This is a genomic window from Candidatus Margulisiibacteriota bacterium (assembly GCA_003242895.1).
Classification (GTDB): domain Bacteria; phylum Margulisbacteria; class Riflemargulisbacteria; order GWF2-39-127; family GWF2-39-127; genus GWF2-39-127.
Genome location: QKMY01000081.1, coordinates 1 through 20,297 on the forward strand (window position 1 = coordinate 1; position 20,297 = coordinate 20,297).

General features: G+C 37.2%; 23 protein-coding genes and 3 tRNA genes. 7 read left to right on the plus strand and 19 right to left on the minus strand.

Going from position 1 to position 20,297, the window contains the following annotated elements; genetic code table 11:
* Positions 1-229 precede the first annotated feature (229 nt).
* Positions 230-1,036: a hypothetical protein gene (locus DKM50_14105; GenBank protein PZM77007.1), complete on the plus strand. Its 807-nt coding sequence runs from the start codon at positions 230-232 to the stop codon at positions 1,034-1,036.
* 48 nt (positions 1,037-1,084) lie between these two features.
* Positions 1,085-1,264, plus strand: coding sequence for a hypothetical protein (locus DKM50_14110; protein PZM77008.1), 180 nt, complete (start codon positions 1,085-1,087; stop codon positions 1,262-1,264).
* A gap of 415 nt (positions 1,265-1,679) precedes the next feature.
* On the opposite strand, the gene DKM50_14115 is transcribed toward DKM50_14110, so the two are convergent.
* The 3 genes from DKM50_14115 to DKM50_14125 form a co-directional block, all read right to left on the minus strand.
* A complete protein-coding gene (locus DKM50_14115) occupies positions 1,680-2,357 on the minus strand; it encodes a hypothetical protein (GenBank protein PZM77009.1) in 678 nt (225 codons plus the stop codon).
* 153 nt (positions 2,358-2,510) lie between these two features.
* Entirely contained in the window at positions 2,511-2,729 is a 219-nt protein-coding gene (locus DKM50_14120) for a hypothetical protein (GenBank protein ID PZM77010.1), read from the minus strand.
* The gene (locus tag DKM50_14125) at positions 2,719-3,288 is read right to left on the minus strand and encodes a hypothetical protein (GenBank protein ID PZM77011.1); all 570 of its coding nucleotides are present in this window, start codon (positions 3,286-3,288) and stop codon (positions 2,719-2,721) included. Before DKM50_14125 ends, DKM50_14120 begins: the two co-directional genes overlap by 11 nt.
* Before the next feature lie 241 nt (positions 3,289-3,529).
* Between DKM50_14125 and DKM50_14130 the strand changes: the two genes are divergently transcribed.
* Positions 3,530-3,605, plus strand: a tRNA-Thr gene (locus DKM50_14130).
* 62 nt (positions 3,606-3,667) lie between these two features.
* Here DKM50_14130 and DKM50_14135 read toward each other — a convergent pair.
* From DKM50_14135 to DKM50_14145, 3 genes are read right to left on the minus strand one after another with little or no spacing between them, the layout of a single operon-like run.
* A complete protein-coding gene (locus DKM50_14135) occupies positions 3,668-4,078 on the minus strand; it encodes a hypothetical protein (protein PZM77012.1) in 411 nt (136 codons plus the stop codon).
* A gap of 14 nt (positions 4,079-4,092) precedes the next feature.
* Positions 4,093-4,428: a hypothetical protein gene (locus tag DKM50_14140; GenBank protein PZM77013.1), complete on the minus strand. Its 336-nt coding sequence runs from the start codon at positions 4,426-4,428 to the stop codon at positions 4,093-4,095.
* Complete coding sequence (locus DKM50_14145) at positions 4,419-5,003, minus strand: hypothetical protein (protein PZM77014.1); 585 nt, start codon at positions 5,001-5,003, stop codon at positions 4,419-4,421. Before DKM50_14145 ends, DKM50_14140 begins: the two co-directional genes overlap by 10 nt.
* 414 nt (positions 5,004-5,417) lie before the next feature.
* Here DKM50_14145 and DKM50_14150 point away from each other — a divergent pair, with 414 nt between their 5' ends.
* From DKM50_14150 to DKM50_14160, 3 genes are all read left to right on the plus strand, one after another.
* Positions 5,418-6,215 carry a hypothetical protein gene (locus DKM50_14150; protein PZM77015.1) on the plus strand — a complete coding sequence of 266 codons (798 nt, stop codon included), beginning with the start codon at positions 5,418-5,420 and terminating at the stop codon, positions 6,213-6,215.
* A gap of 193 nt (positions 6,216-6,408) precedes the next feature.
* The gene (gene pyk, locus DKM50_14155) at positions 6,409-7,854 is read left to right on the plus strand and encodes a pyruvate kinase (protein ID PZM77016.1); all 1,446 of its coding nucleotides are present in this window, start codon (positions 6,409-6,411) and stop codon (positions 7,852-7,854) included.
* An 88-nt stretch (positions 7,855-7,942) separates the two neighbouring features.
* The gene (locus DKM50_14160) at positions 7,943-8,614 is read left to right on the plus strand and encodes a hypothetical protein (protein ID PZM77017.1); all 672 of its coding nucleotides are present in this window, start codon (positions 7,943-7,945) and stop codon (positions 8,612-8,614) included.
* 30 nt (positions 8,615-8,644) lie between these two features.
* On the opposite strand, the gene DKM50_14165 is transcribed toward DKM50_14160, so the two are convergent.
* Complete coding sequence (locus DKM50_14165) at positions 8,645-8,968, minus strand: hypothetical protein (protein ID PZM77018.1); 324 nt, start codon at positions 8,966-8,968, stop codon at positions 8,645-8,647.
* A gap of 133 nt (positions 8,969-9,101) precedes the next feature.
* On the opposite strand from DKM50_14165, the gene DKM50_14170 reads away from it, so the two are divergent.
* Entirely contained in the window at positions 9,102-9,446 is a 345-nt protein-coding gene (locus DKM50_14170) for a hypothetical protein (protein ID PZM77019.1), read from the plus strand.
* 190 nt (positions 9,447-9,636) lie between these two features.
* On the opposite strand, the gene DKM50_14175 is transcribed toward DKM50_14170, so the two are convergent.
* The 12 genes from DKM50_14175 to DKM50_14230 form a co-directional block, all read right to left on the minus strand.
* A tRNA-Phe gene (locus DKM50_14175) sits at positions 9,637-9,712 on the minus strand.
* 32 nt (positions 9,713-9,744) lie between these two features.
* A tRNA-Thr gene (locus tag DKM50_14180) sits at positions 9,745-9,820 on the minus strand.
* A gap of 31 nt (positions 9,821-9,851) precedes the next feature.
* Entirely contained in the window at positions 9,852-10,682 is an 831-nt protein-coding gene (larE, locus tag DKM50_14185; GenBank protein PZM77030.1) for an ATP-dependent sacrificial sulfur transferase LarE, read from the minus strand.
* A 106-nt stretch (positions 10,683-10,788) separates the two neighbouring features.
* Entirely contained in the window at positions 10,789-11,064 is a 276-nt protein-coding gene (locus tag DKM50_14190; protein PZM77020.1) for a hypothetical protein, read from the minus strand.
* 113 nt (positions 11,065-11,177) lie between these two features.
* On the minus strand, positions 11,178-12,185 hold the full coding sequence (tsaD, locus tag DKM50_14195; protein PZM77021.1) for a tRNA (adenosine(37)-N6)-threonylcarbamoyltransferase complex transferase subunit TsaD: 1,008 nt from the start codon (positions 12,183-12,185) through the stop codon (positions 11,178-11,180).
* A 1-nt stretch (position 12,186) separates the two neighbouring features.
* On the minus strand, positions 12,187-12,633 hold the full coding sequence (locus tag DKM50_14200; GenBank protein PZM77031.1) for an N-acetyltransferase: 447 nt from the start codon (positions 12,631-12,633) through the stop codon (positions 12,187-12,189).
* A gap of 128 nt (positions 12,634-12,761) precedes the next feature.
* Entirely contained in the window at positions 12,762-14,795 is a 2,034-nt protein-coding gene (locus tag DKM50_14205) for a DNA ligase (NAD(+)) LigA (protein ID PZM77022.1), read from the minus strand.
* An 86-nt stretch (positions 14,796-14,881) separates the two neighbouring features.
* Positions 14,882-15,793 carry a DUF2837 domain-containing protein gene (locus DKM50_14210; protein ID PZM77023.1) on the minus strand — a complete coding sequence of 304 codons (912 nt, stop codon included), beginning with the start codon at positions 15,791-15,793 and terminating at the stop codon, positions 14,882-14,884.
* A 40-nt stretch (positions 15,794-15,833) separates the two neighbouring features.
* On the minus strand, positions 15,834-16,193 hold the full coding sequence (locus tag DKM50_14215) for an RNA-binding protein (protein PZM77024.1): 360 nt from the start codon (positions 16,191-16,193) through the stop codon (positions 15,834-15,836).
* Positions 16,194-16,434: 241 nt separating this feature from the next.
* Entirely contained in the window at positions 16,435-16,791 is a 357-nt protein-coding gene (locus tag DKM50_14220; GenBank protein PZM77025.1) for an RNA-binding protein, read from the minus strand.
* Positions 16,792-17,355: 564 nt separating this feature from the next.
* Entirely contained in the window at positions 17,356-19,644 is a 2,289-nt protein-coding gene (locus DKM50_14225) for a hypothetical protein (GenBank protein PZM77026.1), read from the minus strand.
* 82 nt (positions 19,645-19,726) lie between these two features.
* Complete coding sequence (locus DKM50_14230) at positions 19,727-20,290, minus strand: hypothetical protein (protein PZM77027.1); 564 nt, start codon at positions 20,288-20,290, stop codon at positions 19,727-19,729.
* Positions 20,291-20,297: the final 7 nt, after the last annotated feature.

The following is a 20,297-nucleotide window of genomic DNA, read 5'->3' on the forward strand; positions in this document are numbered from 1 at the left end:
TTTGGAGATGTTTTTTTATGATTACTTGATGCTAGCCTGTTTATTTTTTTAACTCACTAACTATTTCTGTTAACCTTTGCTCTTTATAATTAGAACTACTGAAATATTGAATTCAATCCTATTCTGACATATTTTCGCTAATAATCTCACGTAAGGCTAGGGTATACTTTATCCTGACACAGGGAGTAAAAATAGTTGATTTAATACAAATCATAAAAAGTTTGTCGAAATGAGGTTTGTCGAAAAAGTGAAATCTTCTGAAAAAACATTCGATAAAATTAATGAAGTGGACGCAATAAAACATTCCTTATTTAAGGATAAATTAACTAAATCGAAATTATGCTGGAGGAACAAGGAAATGTACAGAAAGGTTATCGCTGGATTAGATATTCACACCATGACAAGATTAATGGCTCAAATGACACCCGAACAGAGGGCTTTATTAATAAATACGGCAAAACAGTTTAATCTGGAAGCAACAACCGAAGTCAAACAGGTAAATGTATTAGATATATTACGAACAATAGGTATTACCTACGATGTAGACCACAGCAACGGTCTTAAGACAACAGCGGTGATGCTGACAGCCGATGGGGTTAAACAACTTGGAATAGACTTAGATACAGTATTTAACGGATGCAGTAAAAAGACATATGACGTTAAGAACGGAATACTTGTTAACCTCGATCTTTATCAACAGAAGGCATTGCTTGATGCAATAATAGCTAAACAACCAGAATTAGCAGACAAGTTGGGATTCTATAATCTGAAGGGGTCTAAAGCGGTTTATGAAAAATTGAATAAAGAAAACGTACACAACAAAAACGATATCTGGTGGTTCTGGACTGGCGAAAGATATACTGGTAACAATAAACATGATAGTTATCCTGCCCCGAAAATAATTACTAGTAGCGAAATAAATGACTTTAAGAATAGCCGTTTTTGCCACCGTAATATCGACGATGGCAAGGGGTACGACTACAATCCAGACTTCTACCGCAATGATGGCGCGGTTGTTCTCGGGACTCATCCTTAACACTTTGCCCTTTTACTCTTTTACCCTTTTACTTTTTTAGGTGGTACTATGAGCAGAAATGAAACGCCGGAGATAATTGCGAGATATTATGAGTTCCTGAAGTGGCTGAAAATAAAGCTGGCAAAGTATCCAAGAAATGAGCGGTATGTGTTTGGTTGTGAAATTGAACGCCACGCCCTTTATATTTCAGAGCATGCTACCAGAAACAGGGTAAAGCGGATTCACTAAAAGAAGTTAGCAACCGTAATATCAACAATGGCAATTGGAACGACAACAATCCAGACAACTACAACAATAATGGCGCGGTTGTTCTCAGTACACAAACCCATAGCCGGAATTCTTGTTTCGGTCAAGAAACAAGGAGAGCGCTGATGAGTCCAGACTCAGTCCTGTGTCAGCAATTGATTACCCAATGCTGGCCGAATGATACAGTGTTCCTATTCCAGCCAGTAGGTTAGCCGAAACCCGGAATAGGAGCAAACTTAATTTGTTAACGTACTTTAAATTCCGAATTCCCTAGTGAGCCCCTATAGGGCTTGCTGCATCAGTGGAGGGATTGCGTTATAGGGAAAAGCTAGAAAAGGATGAAAGCGTATACACTTTCATCCTTTTCTATTTATCATATATTGAATTTATAGATTACTTAGTAACCATCGGTACCAGTTCCAGAAGATCCATCGGTTCCGCCAGTTCCACCATTTTCTTCAGTTCCACCAGTTCCACCGGTTCCGCCAGTTCCACCGGTTCCGCCTTTTTGTAATTCTTTCTCAGCAGAACTTAAGTTACTAGCAGCTTTCTTTGCCTGCGCTTTTAACTCTGGCATTTTCTTTGCTTCCATACCTTTTTTTGCTGCGTCGTTTGCTTTCTTAACATCATTCTGCACTTTTTTAATATCCATTCCTTGCATTTGTGTGCCTTGGCTCATTTGGTCTAAATACCCAATGACGCCACCCATAGCTTGTTGAGTTCCGTTCTGCGTTGCTCCTTGACTACCTTCAAGAATACTAACTACCTGCATTAGCTGTTGACTTCCATCAGACAAGGAACTAGCCTGCGCTGCAGATTCAGCTTGCTTCTTAGCCATACTTATCTGACTCATGAGATCCTGCATACTTGTAATTGTGGTTTCCATTTGCCCACTGCCGCCAGTTTGGCCACCTTGTCCACCTTGCTGTCCACCCATTTGATCTCCACCCATCTGCTCCTGCTGACTACCTTGCCCTGAGGAATTCTGCTGCTGATCGGAGCTATCTTGAGCTACGGCATAGCTATAAACGAAACCAAACATCATTAGCATTACTAATATTTTCTTCATATTCATTTTCATCCCTCCTTCAAAATTGGATTCAAATTTAGGTATCTCTTACACTAGCCTATCCCGTATGTCAACAAACCAATAAAGGGATAAGCATCAGAACTCGAAACTTATCATTCAATATTTTATATCATAAAATTATCGCTATTAAAGAAATAATCATCCATAAGTACTCTTTCTATAACCAGTACTTATCCCGTCTCCCGCATTTTCCCGGTGCTGCTTGTTTCGAATAATTGGTGCCCTATTGTAATTTTCTTCTCCGAGTGCGAGCGCCCTGCCTGGCGTACCAATAAAAAAATGGAAGTGATGATTTACTTCCATTTTTTTATGAAAATATATGATAAATTTGTTTATTCTAGCTGCTTTACGGCCCATACAATGGGTTAGGTCCCAGGCCAGCTATCTGAGATATGCCAAGTTTGCCTTCATAACCTTCATCGGCATTTTTTAAATCAGTTGCAACAGCATTAGCCCTTGCCGTCACTGTGGCAAAACTATTAGAAGCTATACCTAATTTTGCCTGACTAACTGCAGTTTGTATCCAATGTAACGAACTGAGCAACCCATCCCTGACTCTCTCGCTCTTACCAGACAATTCATTTTCGCTTGTTTGTTGTTCGAGATACCCGAGGATACCTGTACCTGCCTCTGATTTTTGTCCATTTTGAGGTCCAGCCAAAATATCCAACACCTGTTGCAAAGCCTGATGTGCACTAGCAACATCATTAGCTCCTATCGCCATAGATGTCTTTTCCCTTGCATTCTTCAACTGATCACTCATGTTTTGAAAACTATTAATACTAGCAGGTATTTGCTGTGTTTCTTGAGCTATCTCTCTAAATGGTTCTGTTTCCTGCGCAATTACCGATCCTCCATAAACAAGCAATACAAAGCTAATTGTAGTTGTAAAAAGGATTATTTTCCTTGCAATCATAATATATCCCTCCTTTTCTTCCTTGACTGATAGCATTTGCTTACTAATACATCAAAGGATTGGCAATGTCAACTTTTCTATTAAAAAGTGGTGATATGTGAATTATACACGTCATTATCAAATAAAAAGGTGCTTCGGATTTAATTTATCTGGGTAGGGATAACGCAGAAACCGGGTTCTTCAAATTATATATATACAAATGCTAAAAATCCCCTTAAAATATTAAAGTACCATTACGTTGGCCGATGTAGCTCAGTTGGTAGAGCAACTGATTCGTAATCAGTAGGTCCGCGGTTCAATTCCGCGCATCGGCTCCATATAGGTGGATGTACTTCCATGAGATACTTCACCCCAACAGTGGCAGATAGAGATGTTATTACTAATTTCCTAAAAACGGTGGGGGATCCGGCATTCGCTTTATTTTTGCAAATTTGGTTTTTTGTTTTTGAGTTAATATTGCTTCGATTTCCTTATCAATTTGCTGTTTATCTACATCAATTGCCATTCTCATGGACATAATATGCTTTTCTATCTCAGGACGATGCTTTTTCATAACATTGTCCAGTTGAATCTGTTGTTCGGATGATAAGGCTAGTAGCCTAACCATTTTATTTCGCATATCCCCTCCTCCCCGATGATGTGAATCACGAGGCTTGCCAAATCCAAATGAGTTAAGCGGGAACGGCGGACGCGGATGAAAGTATACCTGTCCAACAAATAATCCACAAAAAAAGATCACGATTGAATAGGCAATAAAATAAATATATTTTTTTTTGGTAAGCGTAATCATTTGATTCTCCTTAATCAATTTTCGGTAATCATACAAAAAATTGTTGATTCAGTTATTTTTTCTTTTGAAAGAGCTATTCTTTCACTATAATTCATTGGGCTATAGTCGTGATATGCTACTACAACTTTTCCTGATTCCTGTTGGCTGGAAAAAGTCGTTAATGTGAATATCAGAAGCGCCATCCCGGCAACAAGAGCAAAACGCATTCTATTCACCTGAATTGAGATTTCTTTTTCCAAGTCTTTTTCTACATAGATGTGATTCATTATCCGTTGACTAAGATTGTACGGGACATTATCTTCTCGCAATATATTAAAACAGATATCAAGGGTTTTATCAGTTACATCCATTTGCTTATCCCCCTTTTAATCAATTGTTTTTTTAGTTTCTCTTTTGCTCTTGATATCCTTGACTTAACTGTTCCTATTTCGATACCTAAAATTTCTGCAATTTGTTTATACTCCAGCATATCTATCTCTTTCAGTATCAATATTTCTTTCGAATTATAGTCGAGAATATTCAGGGCCTCATATAACAGCTCAACTTTTTCATTTCTCTCGGAATATCCCTCGATATCACCTCTGTCGGTTTTATCAATTAAAGCCGACTGCCTCGTTTTTGAGACAAAATCCAAGGATAGGAACGTTAGTATTTTTTTCTTGCTAATATAGTTTCTGCTCCTATTTAATGCTATTTTAAATACCCACGACTGAAATTGCCCTTTAGGCTGATAATTAGGGATACTTCTGTAGACCTGAAAAAACACATCCTGAGTAAGATCAATTGCATCATGATAATGGCCAATTATGCCATAAACCGTCTTAAATATTTTCCTGTGATATTTATCTACCAAGCCTTCAAATGCATGCTCATTTCCCTTTAAAAAAGATTCTACTAATTCGTCATCATTCACAGGCTTCACCATTACATTTAATTATAATCTATTATAAAAAACAATACGTTGCTACTTTGTGATGCAGCAATATATGTAAGATTTAAACACAGTTGCCCTTGCTAATATATAAACAAGACTAGCTTCAATTTGTTCCATTGATTATGTGAAGCGTTAATTAAGATCGTATTTATATCAATTCCGGCAGCAGCGTAGTACATAAATGATGAAACGATACAAAATATATGCGTGCGTATTGAGCTAGCGAACACTACTAATAGGACATTTCTTGTTTTGATTTTGGGACTGAGATAAATAAAACTTTTAACGTAAAACTTTTAACTGCCGCATAACTGCTGCATAAAAATTGAAATTTGTTTGAATTTTGGTCGATAAAATACTATAAAGAAAACTATTTTATGTTTAGGTTTAGAGGAGAAATAAATCATGTTTATGCTTAATAAAAAAGTAATTGCCCTGAGCACAAAGCCGGTTAGGTCGGATAAACTTAATAAACATAGTGCTGTAATTCCGATCGAGCTGTGCGATCGTCTACAACCATTAAGAGAAACCGGAAATATTTCTTTTACTTTTGTCTGTATGGCCAATATGGAAAGAAGTAAGTGGGCAAGTCGTGTTTTAGGTCATCTGATAAATGAATATCAATTAGAGGACTATGTTTCGATCTCTTCTGGTTGTCCCTTTAGGAAATCTGTTAGAAATCACATGGATGAAACAACGATGCAACGCTCAAAAGTTACTACCTTTAAATCTTGGGGAGAACAGGACAAATTTAAAGATGTTTATAAAGAAGATCAAATAAACCATCTACAAAAAGATCTTACCAGACGCAGCAAAAAATATGGGATAAGCCTTCCAGAAAACTGGCAAGACAGATATGCACGGAGTTTGACCAGTAACGATCTACGTAGCACAGTTATTATTTGTTTAGAAGCTGGACAGAAAGGTCAGACCGATAAGATATCAAAACATACTAAAGCGCTTGCTGATTTTTTCTTTTCATCAGATCCGGAACAAGCTGAAAATACAAAAGCTAATATTATTAGTTTTAACGAGATTTTAGGCGACCCGACTTTTTCAAAAATAGATATTTGGGATTATGACCAGGTCTATCATTCAATCAAGAAAATAATTCTACCTGCTATAATAAGATCAGCAAGTGAATATGACTTGCTCAATAAAGCATATTCACCTTCGCGTCAACATGGTGGTTATTCTCAATAGTGAATGCTCAGCTCGAACAGGAAATGATACATTTAAACAACCACTAATACCCACAAAAATAAAGGGAATAAAATCTCTAACCATTTTCTTTGAAAATAAAAAATGAGTAGCAGAGCCTTGACAAAACACTGATATATTATTACCCTTTCTAGGGTTTGTTTTTACATTAATTTTACTAAAAGGATTAATCAATATGAAACGTATCAATACAAAAATAATAGCAACGATCGGACCTTCTTCAAATAGCGAAGCAAAAATAATTGAACTTATTCATGCAGGTGCAACAATATTCAGGATCAACACTTCGCATGAAGCCCCGGAAGAACACAAAAGAAGAATAGATCTTATTCGTAGTATCGCAAAAAAACTAAATATGTACATTCCTATCATATTAGATCTTCAAGGCCCAAAAATCCGTGTCGGGATATTGACGCAACCGATTCAGCTTAATGAAGGCGACATCGTTAAGTTAAAGTATGGCATGACTACTGATGAACCTGGAATAATTCCTGTCGATTACAAAGGAATCGTTGAAAATGCAAAAATTGGAGAAAGGCTACTTTTTAATGACGGCAGGATCTCGAGTGAGATAATTGAAAAGAAAGATGAATACCTTACTATAAAAATTGTTGACGGTGGAGAATTAAGTTCGAGAAAAGGATTAAATATCCCTGGAAGCACAGCAAATATACCTTCGGTTACCGAAAGAGACAAAGAGTTTATAAAGTTTGCAGTTGAGAATGATATTGATTATATTGCGCTTTCTTTCATCCGCACAGGCGATGATATACTACAAGCTCGTCAGTGTCTCCGTGACCTGAAGTCTGATATTCCTATCATAGCAAAAATTGAGAAACCACAAGCAGTCGAAAATCTTGGAGGAATATTAGAGGTTGCGGATGGGATTATGGTGGCTCGAGGCGATCTTGGAATCGAACTATCCCCGGAAAAAGTACCTATTGTACAGAAACGTATAATTATAGAAGCTAACATAAAGGGAAAAACAGTCATAACCGCAACACAAATGCTTGAATCAATGATTACAGAATCAATACCAACACGTGCTGAAGCCAGTGACGTAGCTAATGCAATTATTGACGGGACGGATGTCGTTATGCTATCTGGAGAAACAGCAGTGGGAAAACACCCGAAAAAAACAGTTAAAATGATGAACAATATTGCCCATAATGTAGAGACAAGCAGCTTATATAAAGAATTAATGTACGCGTATTATTTAAAAACAGGCAAAAAAAAGCATTCCCAACATTTTGCAATCGATATAATAAGAGCTTTTAATGAAGTAGATATTTCTGCAATTGTCGCGTTTACGAGAACCGGATATACTGCAAGGCTACTTTCGAAAGCTCGAGTTACAGTCCCGACAATCGCATTGTGTGATAATGTTAAGCTTTGTCGGCAAATGAACCTACTCTGGGGAATATTCCCCTATTATATGGAATTAGACATGAATTTCACTGAAAAGTTCATAAAAGAAGTTGACGAATTGCTAATTGATAAGACATTTCTCAAATTAGGTGATAATGTCATTATGACGGTAGGGCTTCCTTACCTTGCGATGGGCAAAACCAATTTTGTTCGCCTTCATCAGTTAGGTAGCACCACTACAGTTTACGAATAGACAAGCTATATTAGAACAACCATTATATTTACAAATAATAATATTAATAATATAATCCCCCCTGAAATAAAAGGGGGGATTTTTTCAAATGTCAAAAAAGAACATTCTCGGCAGATTAAGTACTAACAAACATTTCGGTGCTTATATTGAGAAATCATTGTCTCGTATCCGAAGTTATTTCTCTTCTTCTCAAAATGAAGAAGAGCTAAACCGCAAATTACTTAATTTCTACCGGCCCTTCTCTTTTTTTTACAGAAATGGATTTCCTGGCAGGCTTAAAAATAGCGATATCAGGGAAAGAAAAGATTTTTTAATTGCTAATGCATCTCCTCTGGCAATTGACATCGGGATGCAGGATGGCTACTTTGTAAAAGAACTTAATTATGCGGGATGCGAAACCATGGGGGTCGATAATGTGGCAAAACTTGTGCGCTACGCAAAAAAGAAAGATCCTGCCGGCAAATATTTTCATGGTTTTGCTGAGGAGCTTCCGTTTCCAGATAATACTTTTCAGACTGCAATCTGCTCACATATCCTTGAACACGTGTTATATCCGGATAAATTGTTAAGAGAATCAAAACGAGTGCTGAAACCAAATGGAAAAATTATTATTATCGTTCCATATGAACTAGGCCTTGAGCCAACTCATTTGAGAGACTATAACAAAGAAACTTTGCTCAAGGAAGTGGGGGCTTTTTTCACAATCACTGAATATTTTAAAAAAATCGGAGCCGGACATGGATGTATTGCTTACAAATAATTGGAAATAAACTTTACAATGCAAGAAATACTAAGATTTTTTTATCACTATTTCTTTAGCCGATTTTACTTCGGCCGTTAAACTAATCACGTTGCGCTTAAAAAAAAGATTAATCCCTTCAACCAGGTCTATAGACTCGTGCGATGAAGTCAATCCGTGGCTTTGAAGATCTTTATAAACATCATTCACATTAAGTTTAGTTTTAAGAGCTCCACTTAACATTGCTTCAAAAACAACCTCTGACAATCTAAAAATTCCTTTATCAAAATTATTCTTGCCAGTATTATCCAAAATAATTTTGTTTTTGTCTGGGGTAGCCTTGTTTTTTACAATTAGTGAATCAGTAATTTTCATTTTCACACCTTTTTATTGAATAAGATTGCATCAATACCTGCCGCTGACCCTGACTAAAACTTTTGCTTTGCGGTTTTATTAAGTACTCTATATAATATTATATACAATATTTAAATATGTGAAGGAAATTATTATGGAGGCAAAAGAATTTAATAATGAAAACAACGACAATGTGATCGACTTAGATAACCAAGCTATCATTAAGAGAGATATTTATGAAGAAATGGTTACCAAGGCTATTGTTACAATGCTTACCTTAATGAAAAGCAAGAATACTGAGATCAAATCAACGATAAAAGCGAATTATAAAAAGAATGAAAACAATAGCTCGCTCAGCACCCTATTTAAAGAACTTGAAGAACTGGAACATATCTATCTTGAATTTGAAGAAAATCTTGATGCATCTGTGACGGATCCAGAAATTAAGAAGCAGCTAAAAGAAAAAGCACAGTACGTTCTCCAGCATTTTTCTATATAAAAAACTTCTAGTACGTTATAATCGAGTAGGCGGTAGGTGATTAGTTCACATACCGACCTCTCACACCACCGTACATGCCGTTCGGCATACGGCGGTTCAATAATAATAATTTCACCGACAAGAAAGCGCCTATGCTGGGCGCACAACAAAAATAGCCATCGATAAATCGATGGCTATTTTGATTATAGAATGGTGTCCCGGGGCGGGATTGAACCACCGACACGTGGATTTTCAGTCCACTGCTCTACCGACTGAGCTACCGAGACAAAAAACTATCTTTAGTATCCACTTATAAAAGTGGAGCCGCCGGTCGGAATTGAACCGACGACCTGCTGATTACAAGTCAGCTGCTCTACCAACTGAGCTACAGCGGCCTTAAAGACGAAAATTATTATAGTTTATGAGCTATTTTCTGTCAACAACAAACAAAGGTTCATTCAGACTGCCAGTCCGATAACCTTCGATGTCGACTGTTATATACTTAAATCCTATATCTTTCAAGGCTTTCACAATTATTTCCCTATTTTCCAATAATAAAAAAAAATAATTTTCATCAGTCTCAATCCGAGCTACATCACCATGATAACGCACTCGTAACTGAGAAACCCCTAAATTTTTAATAAAAGTTTCAGCTGCTCCGACCATCCTAATGTTATTCAGAGTAATTTTGGTGCCATAGGGAAACCTTGAGGACAAACAAGCCATTGCCGGCTTGTCATGCGTTTCTAAACCGAGTTCTTTTGATAAGGCCCGGATATCGTTTTTAGTTAGCCCTGAGTCCAGGAGAGGTTTTTTGATGCCTAATTCATCAACTGCTTGCATTCCAGGACGATAATCATGGATATCATCAGCATTACTGCCGTCAAACACATAAGAAAACGACAGATCATTCTTTATATTCGTTAATTTTGAATACAGCTCTTGCTTACAGTAGTAGCATCGATTAGCAGGATTTTCTGCAAAATGCTCAATGCCTAGTTCACTTGTTTCTATGATAATATGAGGTATCCCGTACTTTCCGGAAAACTCTTTTGTACATGCCAGTTCGCTATCGCTGTAGGTTTCAGATTTTGCTGTTACGGCTAACATATTCTCGCCCAGAACATCAAAGGTTACCTTGGTAAGAAACGTACTGTCCACTCCACCGGAAAAAGCAACAATTGCGCTCCCATACTTGTTTATCTCTTTTTGTAGTTTAGAATATTTATTGCGTATTTCTAAATTTTCTTGCTGCATCATTCAATCCCCACTCAATCAATAAGAATAGTATGGAATAAAATACCAGGAAAATTGTATAAGGGAAATTCGTAACAGTCAATAATAATTAAATATTTTAATGTCTTTAAAATCTGCCGGTTTTATAATTATTACTATCATTATCAGAATCAATACCTAAGTTCACAATTTCATGAGCAAGTAAAACATTAAAATATTCCAGGAAATTTCTGTTGGTTTGTACTTTTTTGAGCAATACATCCCTTTTGTTCCCTTTACTGAGAGAATATATTTTATCAATAAGAGACTGAGCATCTTGTACCGATCTATTACCATCAAACACCTCAATTTCTTCAATTAACTCTTTATAAAGATGCTGATAAAATATTTTTTTTGAGTTCATAGATACACCCCTCCTTTAAATCATGGACCTATTGCAACTAGGTGAATTGTTATATAAAGTATTCCCTTACGGTAACTATTTTTAACATTCGAGTTTTTAGAAGTTTATAATTATTATAAAGAAAAGCTAGCTTCAATATTAAGATCATAGCCATCAACCAAGCCTTTTTCAAGCTTATAATAACCTGCAGAGGCTATCATTGCGGCATTGTCCGTACAATACTCAAACTTTGGTATATACAATGATTTATTATGAATATGGCATGCCTGCGCGAATTCATCTCTTAATTTTTTGTTAGCAGATACTCCACCGGCTATACATATATTATCGATAGCATTTTGTTTGGAGGCTGCGATTGTTTTATCTACAAGAACACTAACTACGCTTTCCTGGAACCCAGACACTAGATCGCAGACAACCTGTTTGTCCAAAGAGAGTGGATCATCCGTAAGGTTATTAACTTTATTTATAACGGCAGTTTTTAGCCCACTAAAACTAAAATCCAATGAATCACTAAGCATAGCCCTAGGAAACTTGTAGTTTTGCCCATTCCCCTGTTGTGCTAATTTGTCGATAATAGGGCCTCCTGGGTATCCCAGGCCAAGATACCTGGCAACCTTATCAAAGGCTTCACCTGCCGCGTCATCTCTCGTCCTGCCAAGGATCTCAAAATGAAGATGATCTTCTACTTTGGCAACAAACGTATGTCCACCCGAGACAACTAAACATATAAACGGAAATAGAGGTTTCTCGTCTGACAAAAAATTAGCATAAATATGACCTATAACATGATTCACGCCGACCAAAGGTATATCGTTAACCAGAGAAATAACTTTCGCTGCAGTAACCCCGATAATCAACGCCCCAAATAAACCTGGCTTATGGGATACTGCCACGGCGTCAATATCATTCGAGGTTAAGTTCGCCTGTTTAAACGCTTGGTCAAGTACATATGAAATATTTTCTGTATGCTTGCGAGACGCGATTTCCGGTACGACTCCACCGTATTCTCTATGATTTTTTATTTGAGAAATAATAACATTCGAATAAACTTTTGAGCCGTCTTCAACAATTGCGACAGAAGTTTCATCACACGAGGTTTCTATTCCTAAAATTAACATATTAAAGGTCCTTTATCATACATATTTCATTACAGTCAGGAAATTTGCTACAATTAACGCATTGGGCCCAGATCTTTTGGGGCATGTCATTCTTATCCACCTCATTAAAACCTAATTTTGCAAAGAATTTTTCTTTATACGTAAGGGCAAAAACTTTCTCGATCTTTAAATCAATTGCTTCTTTTGTACAGGCTTCAACAATTTTTTTCCCCAGCCCTTTTCCATGAAAGTCTTCCTTCACGGCAAGACTACGTATTTCACCCAGGCCTTCCCAATACAATTCAAGGGCACAACAAGCAACGATTTCATTATTCTCTTCAATGACATAAAAATCTCTGATAGACTCATATATCTCGAAAAGCGGTTTAAACAGCATTAGATCACAATCCGCATAACATTTAATCAGCTGGAAGATAGCTCTGCTATCTGAAGTATTTGCTTTCCTTATTTTCACTTTAATATCCTTTTGACAGTATTATAAGAAGTTAACTCTTGATAGTTAACTATAATATATTATAAATGCTAGTAAAAAATAATAAAGCCAATAATTTATGATGACTTTTTTCCATAGCAGTGCTAGGTGCTTTTCGCCAGTAAGGCCTCGAACTCTTGCTCATTAATTATTTTTACATTTAACTCTTTGGCTTTATCATATTTCGAACCGGGAGACTCCCCAACCACAAGATAATCAGTATTTTTAGAAACAATAGAGGTCACTTTACCTCCGTTATTAATGATTAGCTGAGAGATCTGTGTTCTGGAATACTTCTGTAATGTACCTGTCACAACAAACAATTTGTTATTTAGAGTCTGCTGTTTAACTGTTTCCTCTGCTGTCATTTTTACATTTTTATCTCTGAGTCGCTTTATTTCCTTAACAAAAGACTCTTTTCTGACAGTATCTTCGATACTCTTGCCAACTTTAGGCCCTATACCTTCAATCTGACATAAATCATCATAGGAGGCATTAAGAAAATTATCCATTGTTCTATAGTGCTCCGCGAGTATTTCCGCCGTCTGTTTGCCAACAAGATCGATCCCTAACCCATAAATAAGCCTGGCAAGACCTGCGTTTTTACTTCGATTTATCGATTTTAGTATATTTTCGACAGATTGTCTTCCCATGCCTTTAAGACTCAACAGATCATATTCGTTTAAATAATAAATATCGGATATAAGATTAACAAGCTTTCTATCCGATAAACCTGCAAAGAGTGGTCCTGCCAGATTCTCATTGTCCACCAAATTCTCAACAAGTGCTTCTCCCATACCCTCAATGTTCATTGCATCCCTGCTGGCAAAGTGGGAAATTTTCGCTTTTATTTGTGCGGGGCAAGTTATGTTAACACACTTGATTGCTGATTCCCCTTCAACACGGGACAGCGTACTCTTGCATACAGGACACGTCTCTGGAATTATAAAAAAGTCGGGCTTATCTTTAGGCTGAACTAAAGATGCAACCTCTGGAATAACCTCACCGGCCCTTCTCACCAGTACTTTGTCTCCAATATTTACATTTTTTCTGATAATTTCGTCCTGATTATGAAGGGTTGCCCTCGATACCAAAACGCCTCCTATTTGAACTGGTTGGAGTATGGCAACTGGCGTAATAACGCCAGTTCTTCCAACGTTGAGAACAATATCAAGGATTGTTGTGGGCACCTCTTCAGGCGCAAACTTGTAGGCGATAGCCCATCGTGGACTTTTGGCGGTATTTCCTAAGATTGACTGGTAATCAAACCGATTTACCTTTATTACAACGCCATCAATATCATAGTCCAGTTCATTTTTCAGGGTTTCCCATTCTTTGCAGTAATTGACTACCTCGTCAAAACTTTTACATAATCTTAAATTTTTGTTGATAACAAATCCCAATGTAATTAAATACTGCATTAACGAATAATGATCAGAGAATTCCTCATTGGTTGAGCTTCCATAAACGAAAATCTTTAACTTTCTCGAAGCAGTGATTTTCGGGTCAAGCTGACGCAGAGATCCAGCAGCTGCATTACGTGGATTAGCAAATGGTTCGGCACTTGACTGACTTCGCTGTGTATTTATTTCGTTGAAGCTTTTGTGGGACATATATGCTTCTCCACGAACTTCAATAGACACATCCTCAGTCAACCTTAAAGGAATTTCATGAATGGTTCTAAGATTCTGCGTAATATTTTCTCCTACAAATCCATCACCACGTGTAGCGCCAACAATAAAACGGCCATTATCATACACAAGCGAAACTGCGAGTCCATCGATTTTAAGCTCGCAGACATATTCAATCTTTTCGGTAACACCCAGGCTCTTCTTCACACGTAAATCAAAGTCTCTTACCTCATCGTATGAAAATGCATTGCTTAGACTGAGTAGCGGGATCGAGTGTTTGTACTGGTCAAAATAGGGTAATGGAGTTCCTCCAATTCGTTGAGTGGGAGAATCTGCGGTTATCAGTTCGGGATGTTGCTGCTCAAGCTCTTGAAGCTTTCTATATAGCATATCATATTCATAATCTGTTATTTCCGGGCGATTTAATACATAATACCGGTAATTATGATAATATATCTTCTCTTTTAGCTCGTTCAGCTGTTTTTCTACTCTATCGTCAGTATTCATATATAGCTACCTAAAATAATGATGAATAACTCCAATTAATCGTTTTTTATTCTAATATATTTATTGAAGCAATAGCAATAGGATATTTATGAAAAATATTTTTCTATTATTTCGGTAACCTTAATAATATAAAACGAAGCAGGAATAAAGAATAATTGAGCTACAACAAGCGTTCCTATAAATTTAGTGAACAAAAGAGAGATAACAACAGTTTTGACATCTTCCGGAGGTCGTTGCTCATGCACAGCCTGATCTGTAATCCTGGCCCCTTCCGGGTCTACGACGAGAGTTAACAGTATAGTAGCAATTCCATTAACTATTCCGGATAATTGGACAGCCGTAGCTCGTAAATGAGGCAGTTTAGCACCAGCATAAAGAGCACACAAAACACCAATCGTATAGATTGACGTAACAAAAAGGTTCATAAAAAGGAAGGTCTTCGAAACATGTCCTAAGCGTAAATTTTTGAATGAAGGAATATAAGGCATTCTAATGCATTTAACGATTGTAACGATATTTCTTGGTTTTAAAGCCATTATAGCCATTTTGGGCAATGACCCGATAATCAGAAACTTTTTTATCGCTATATTAAATATATTAATAAAAGTAGGAGTAAGAAGTATCCCGACGAAGGTCCCAAGTGCAGCTGCAAAAATAATAATCCTGAAATTCATCTGCAGCTTATCAATTGACATAGAATTACTCTGTTTAATCGCGGTATCAACCATATTTCCTAACAACGGAGCCTGGAACATATTCGATAACCTTGAGACTAATAAAGTAGATGTAACAAACGACATCGCGATAGCGATCTGCCGCGTTCTAAGACCAGCAAACCGGATCGAATAAGCTAGCGATTCGGTTAGATGAATGAGAAATGTAAAAAAGGAAACAAAAAGAATTAAATTCACAAAAACATTATAATTGTTATTATAATTAGTGTCTATATGGTTATTGCTCCTGCCTGGGGCATCAAAAGGAAAGCCGCATTTTATCAATGCGGCTCAAATAGTAGTTTTACTGCGAAGATACTAATTCTTAGTATCTATCTCTACCGCCACCAAAACCTCCACCTCTACTGTCTCTTCCTCTATTACCACCATTTCCGCCTCTGCTGTCGCCTCTTCTATCTCCGCCGCCAGACCTGCTCATTGCAGGACGTGGTTGAGCTTCATTCACTCGTAGTGTACGACTTTTGATTTCTTTTCCGTTTAAATTATTAATTGCAGAATCAGCATCAGCCTTTTCAGCCATTTCTACAAAGCCAAAGCCTTTTGACTTACCACTGAACTTGTCTTTAATAACAGTTGTTGATTTAACTGAACCGAATTCTTCAAACAATTCTTTTAATTCTTCTTCAGTCGTATCATATGATAAATTTCCTACATAAATATTCATCCAAAACTCCTTCTATTCTACCAATATTAGGATACGCACATACTAAACTATATGTTCAAACGCGTATTTCTTTGCCGTTGCTACATTACTCTTCTTTAACTCGTCACACCTCCTAATATCACCTTTTCAATTCTATTTATATTATATCATCAATAAATAGTACCGTTACATATTATTTTAGTGTTAGAGCTATCAGTTAAGACTTAACTCGGCATCTCTGCAGGCGAACAAAACCTACAGATTAGTATCTATCTCTACCGCCACCGAAACCGCCACCGCTGCCACTTCGGCTATCTCTACCTCTGTTGCCGCCTCGACTGTCTCCGCCTCTTCTATCTCCGCCTCGGCTTTGTGAATCACGTGGTTGTGCTTCATTAACGCGGACTGTTCTCCCTTTGATTTCTTTTCCGTTCATAGCAGCAATCGCTGCAGTTGCATCAGCCTTTTCAGCCATTTCTACAAAACCAAAACCTTTTGACTTGCCGCTGAACTTATCTTTTATTACAGTAGCTGAGGTTACAGCACCATACTGTTCAAAAGCTTCCTTCAAATCCTCGTCAGTGGTTTCATATGATAAATTTCCTACATAAATATTCATTTTTTAATCTCCTTTCATCTTTCCCTTCAGGGAATATACAATTTTTAATATTATCTATATTTTTTATCTTTAGTATTAAACAAATTGATACGTTCTGTAATTCTTTCTCTATAGCACCTCCCGTATTATACCTTATAACAAAAAAACACTTACCCTCTTTCCATAAGTGGCTTATTATTAGTTTTTAGATTAACACTTGAATGAAACATAATTACATGTTTGGAAAAATAATCTGGTATACATTGTTGTTGATAATTTAAATTTATATTTGGTTCAATATACATACTATTAGTTTTTTTTTAAATTTCTAATTAAATACTTTCACCATATTACCATTAAGCCATATTAAATCCAAGTATTTTTTATTGCCACTATTAATATATATGCTTAATTTCTATTTTGTACTGACTCTATTTTTTTTGAATCTACCATATCATCAATGATTTTCATAGATATCTCATTTTTTATTTTTAATATTTAATTATATTTTATCAATAATTATCATAAATTCTCAACTAATAATTAATTATTTATACAACTTTTATTCTATTAATACTCTTATCACTATTTTCTAGGCAGGTAAATATTGAAGTTAGAACCGGTACCAAGTTCGCTTTCTACGGATATTTTACCGCCATGGTCTTCAATTATCTTCCTCGTTACGGCAAGCCCTAACCCGGTACCATTTTCCTTGGTCGTGAAAAATGGCTTGAACAGATTATCCCTGGTATCCTTACTCATGCCTTTTCCCGTATCGGCTATTCTCACCCGGACCATACTCCCTGACAACCCTTCCACCTCGTCGACAACTCCTACTTCGACCCTTAGAAGACCACCTTCTGGCATCGCCTGGACCCCATTCTGCATTATATTCTGAAACACCTGAATCAGCTTATGGTCGTCTCCCATAACCTGACAGCCTTCTCCGCTTACCCTGATCTCAACTCCACTCTCTCTCGACTTCCATTCCATTACCTTCCGCCGTTCTTCCAGCAGCTCCAGTACATTGACTTTATTTTTTACCAGCTTCTTTGAACGCGATAGTTCCAGCAAATCCTCCATCAGCGCATTTACCCGGTCCAACTCTTTCGGTACGATACTCGCAAACAATTCAAGGTATTCTTCGTCATTATGCTGACTCGGCATTAGCTTGACGAGCGTACTCACTGAGGTCAGCGGATTCCGGATCTCATGCACAATAACCGAGGCCATATTAGCTATCGTTACTAAGCGCTCTTTCTGCAGAAGTTCCTGCTTCAATTTCCTGATCTCAGTAATATCTGTCATCACTATCAATAAATTATTGCCTTTTTCCCGCTCTCCGGCAATAAATTTGCTCGATACCGTGTATTCCTTTATTTCTTTTTTTGCCTGTCTCACTACTTCTCGATGCACCACTTCAGTACCGGATTCCAGTGATTCCTTCACCAGCCCTACCAAGTCTTCTTCTGCATCCAACAACTCAAACAAGGTTACCCCTTCTTGTGCTCCTAACTCTTCTTTTCCAGATTGGTTGCTTGATACTATTTCACCGGTTTCGTCTACCGTAATAACAATATTATTTATTGCCTTGAGTACTCCTTCACTATAATCACGGGCTTCCACTGCAGCACTATATAAAGAAAAATTCTTAATTAGGTTCCCTATATAGTTAGCATAAATCCGCAACATAGTCTTGTCTAACCCGCGAACGTATCCTTTTTTCTCGCGATTCTCCAGGATCACCATGCCCATAAACTCCTTATGGTCCATCAACGGCATCCCGATATATTCCGATAAACCCTCAGAATCGACAAAACTCCACAGCCCGGTCCGCCCGCAAGCTGTCTCGCTAACGAATTCTGAGGGCAGATATTTACCTCGAACTACCTGATCCATCAGTCCGGTTTCCAGGGTATACCCCTTGCCACGAGTGATACTCGTCCCATTCTTCTCCAGTTCAGAGACTAACTGCTGCTCTTTCTCATTCCAGATCAGCAGATACCCACTCCCAGCTCCCATGCACATTACCAACTCATTCAACAAATTCTGATAGATTGCCTGCTTCCCCTGCTTATAGATAATTTGATTTTGTAATTCATTCAGTCGCGCAAGACGCTCGGCTTTCTGTTTTACTTCTGAAAATAGCCTGGTATTCTCGATCACCGTTGCTAAATGGTTAGACAATGTCCCAAGAATACTCTCGTCTTCATTGGTAAACGATTCTCCTGATAATTTCCTCCCCAGCATCAGACACCCAAGAAAATCTCCTTCTTTCCCTATCGGAACAATCACTTCTGTCCGCAGATCCTCCATAAAGGCCACGATCCCGGACTCCGCCTGCCCCCGCTGCTTCCGTTTCTCGTCATCAATTACCAGTATCCCGTTCTTTTCCTTGATATACGTAATTTGCTTGTCTTCTCGGCTGAGTCCGGGCTCTTTCCTTCGCCGTCTCCCCGTATAATACCGGCAAACATATTCTTCCAAATCTTTGTCGTACATGTACAAATTAACTTTGTCCAGCTTCATGGTCTCCCGCAACACCATAACCACATAATTCCCCAGCTCTTCCAGATCATTATATTCCCTGATCCTCTCGCTTATGACCTCCAATGCATCGTAATAATCATACCCCTTCATATAAAATATCCGGTCCGTCATGTGGACCAACATTTTCCGCAAGGGACTGTTTCCAACAGTTATGAAAAAAGCGGCGATCGCTACAGTTACGATTGGACCCCAGTTAAAAAACTCATCAAAAAAATCAGCAGTTAAATAGGTAAATTGAAAAAGGAATATAGCTAATATTAGGAATAAAAAAGAAAAAACAATACTTCTTTTAATTAATATTTTTGATATCGATAATCTTGGCACTTTATTACATACCTAAAGTATTTTATATACTACTAAACTTTCTACTTATTTATCTCAAAGATTACAAAAGCTACATAGTCAATTATACAATTAAAGGCGCAATATGGTAGTATTTTTTAGTTTTCACTTTTTTACAATAAATCAAATTATTTTTTTGGATAGAATTCAAATGCATTGATATAGTCGGTTGCTCGAGATAGAACATATCGCAGAGCTCATTTACAAATTTCTCACCTGTCGCAATTTTTTGCATCATCTCGCAACGGGTTTCGTTGGCAAGTATACTGTATATTTTATAGCTTTCATCACTAAACGGATCGCTTATAATATGAGAAATGTAATAATTATTTTCTGACAATGATAACAAGCTATAGTACGAACGAATAATAGATGATACCTTTTCCCGATCGATCCGATAATAGACAATAGTGCCTTCCCTGTTACAATAAACGAGAGAATGCTTCCGTAGGACCATAAGCTGATCACTGATTTTTGACATGGGAATATTACCTGCTCTTGCAAGTTCAGAAACTGACAGAGGTAGTGTTTCACCATATAATAACTGTAAAATTCTAAATCGTGATCGATTTGCCATAATTCTAAAAAAGGCAGAATAATCACTCATTAAATATTTTTTAGATTCCATATAAACA

Coding starts and splice junctions, on each gene's coding strand:
- DKM50_14105 (PZM77007.1), top strand. CDS start 230: ATGAGGTTTGTCGAAAAAGTGAAATCTTCTGAAAAAACATTCGATAAA.
- DKM50_14110 (PZM77008.1), top strand. CDS start 1,085: ATGAGCAGAAATGAAACGCCGGAGATAATTGCGAGATATTATGAGTTC.
- DKM50_14115 (PZM77009.1), bottom strand. CDS start 2,357: ATGAATATGAAGAAAATATTAGTAATGCTAATGATGTTTGGTTTCGTT.
- DKM50_14120 (PZM77010.1), bottom strand. CDS start 2,729: ATGGGCCGTAAAGCAGCTAGAATAAACAAATTTATCATATATTTTCAT.
- DKM50_14125 (PZM77011.1), bottom strand. CDS start 3,288: ATGATTGCAAGGAAAATAATCCTTTTTACAACTACAATTAGCTTTGTA.
- DKM50_14135 (PZM77012.1), bottom strand. CDS start 4,078: ATGATTACGCTTACCAAAAAAAAATATATTTATTTTATTGCCTATTCA.
- DKM50_14140 (PZM77013.1), bottom strand. CDS start 4,428: ATGGATGTAACTGATAAAACCCTTGATATCTGTTTTAATATATTGCGA.
- DKM50_14145 (PZM77014.1), bottom strand. CDS start 5,003: ATGGTGAAGCCTGTGAATGATGACGAATTAGTAGAATCTTTTTTAAAG.
- DKM50_14150 (PZM77015.1), top strand. CDS start 5,418: ATGTTTATGCTTAATAAAAAAGTAATTGCCCTGAGCACAAAGCCGGTT.
- pyk (PZM77016.1), top strand. CDS start 6,409: ATGAAACGTATCAATACAAAAATAATAGCAACGATCGGACCTTCTTCA.
- DKM50_14160 (PZM77017.1), top strand. CDS start 7,943: ATGTCAAAAAAGAACATTCTCGGCAGATTAAGTACTAACAAACATTTC.
- DKM50_14165 (PZM77018.1), bottom strand. CDS start 8,968: ATGAAAATTACTGATTCACTAATTGTAAAAAACAAGGCTACCCCAGAC.
- DKM50_14170 (PZM77019.1), top strand. CDS start 9,102: ATGGAGGCAAAAGAATTTAATAATGAAAACAACGACAATGTGATCGAC.
- larE (PZM77030.1), bottom strand. CDS start 10,682: ATGCAGCAAGAAAATTTAGAAATACGCAATAAATATTCTAAACTACAA.
- DKM50_14190 (PZM77020.1), bottom strand. CDS start 11,064: ATGAACTCAAAAAAAATATTTTATCAGCATCTTTATAAAGAGTTAATT.
- tsaD (PZM77021.1), bottom strand. CDS start 12,185: ATGTTAATTTTAGGAATAGAAACCTCGTGTGATGAAACTTCTGTCGCA.
- DKM50_14205 (PZM77022.1), bottom strand. CDS start 14,795: ATGAATACTGACGATAGAGTAGAAAAACAGCTGAACGAGCTAAAAGAG.
- DKM50_14215 (PZM77024.1), bottom strand. CDS start 16,193: ATGAATATTTATGTAGGAAATTTATCATATGATACGACTGAAGAAGAA.
- DKM50_14220 (PZM77025.1), bottom strand. CDS start 16,791: ATGAATATTTATGTAGGAAATTTATCATATGAAACCACTGACGAGGAT.
- DKM50_14230 (PZM77027.1), bottom strand. CDS start 20,290: ATGGAATCTAAAAAATATTTAATGAGTGATTATTCTGCCTTTTTTAGA.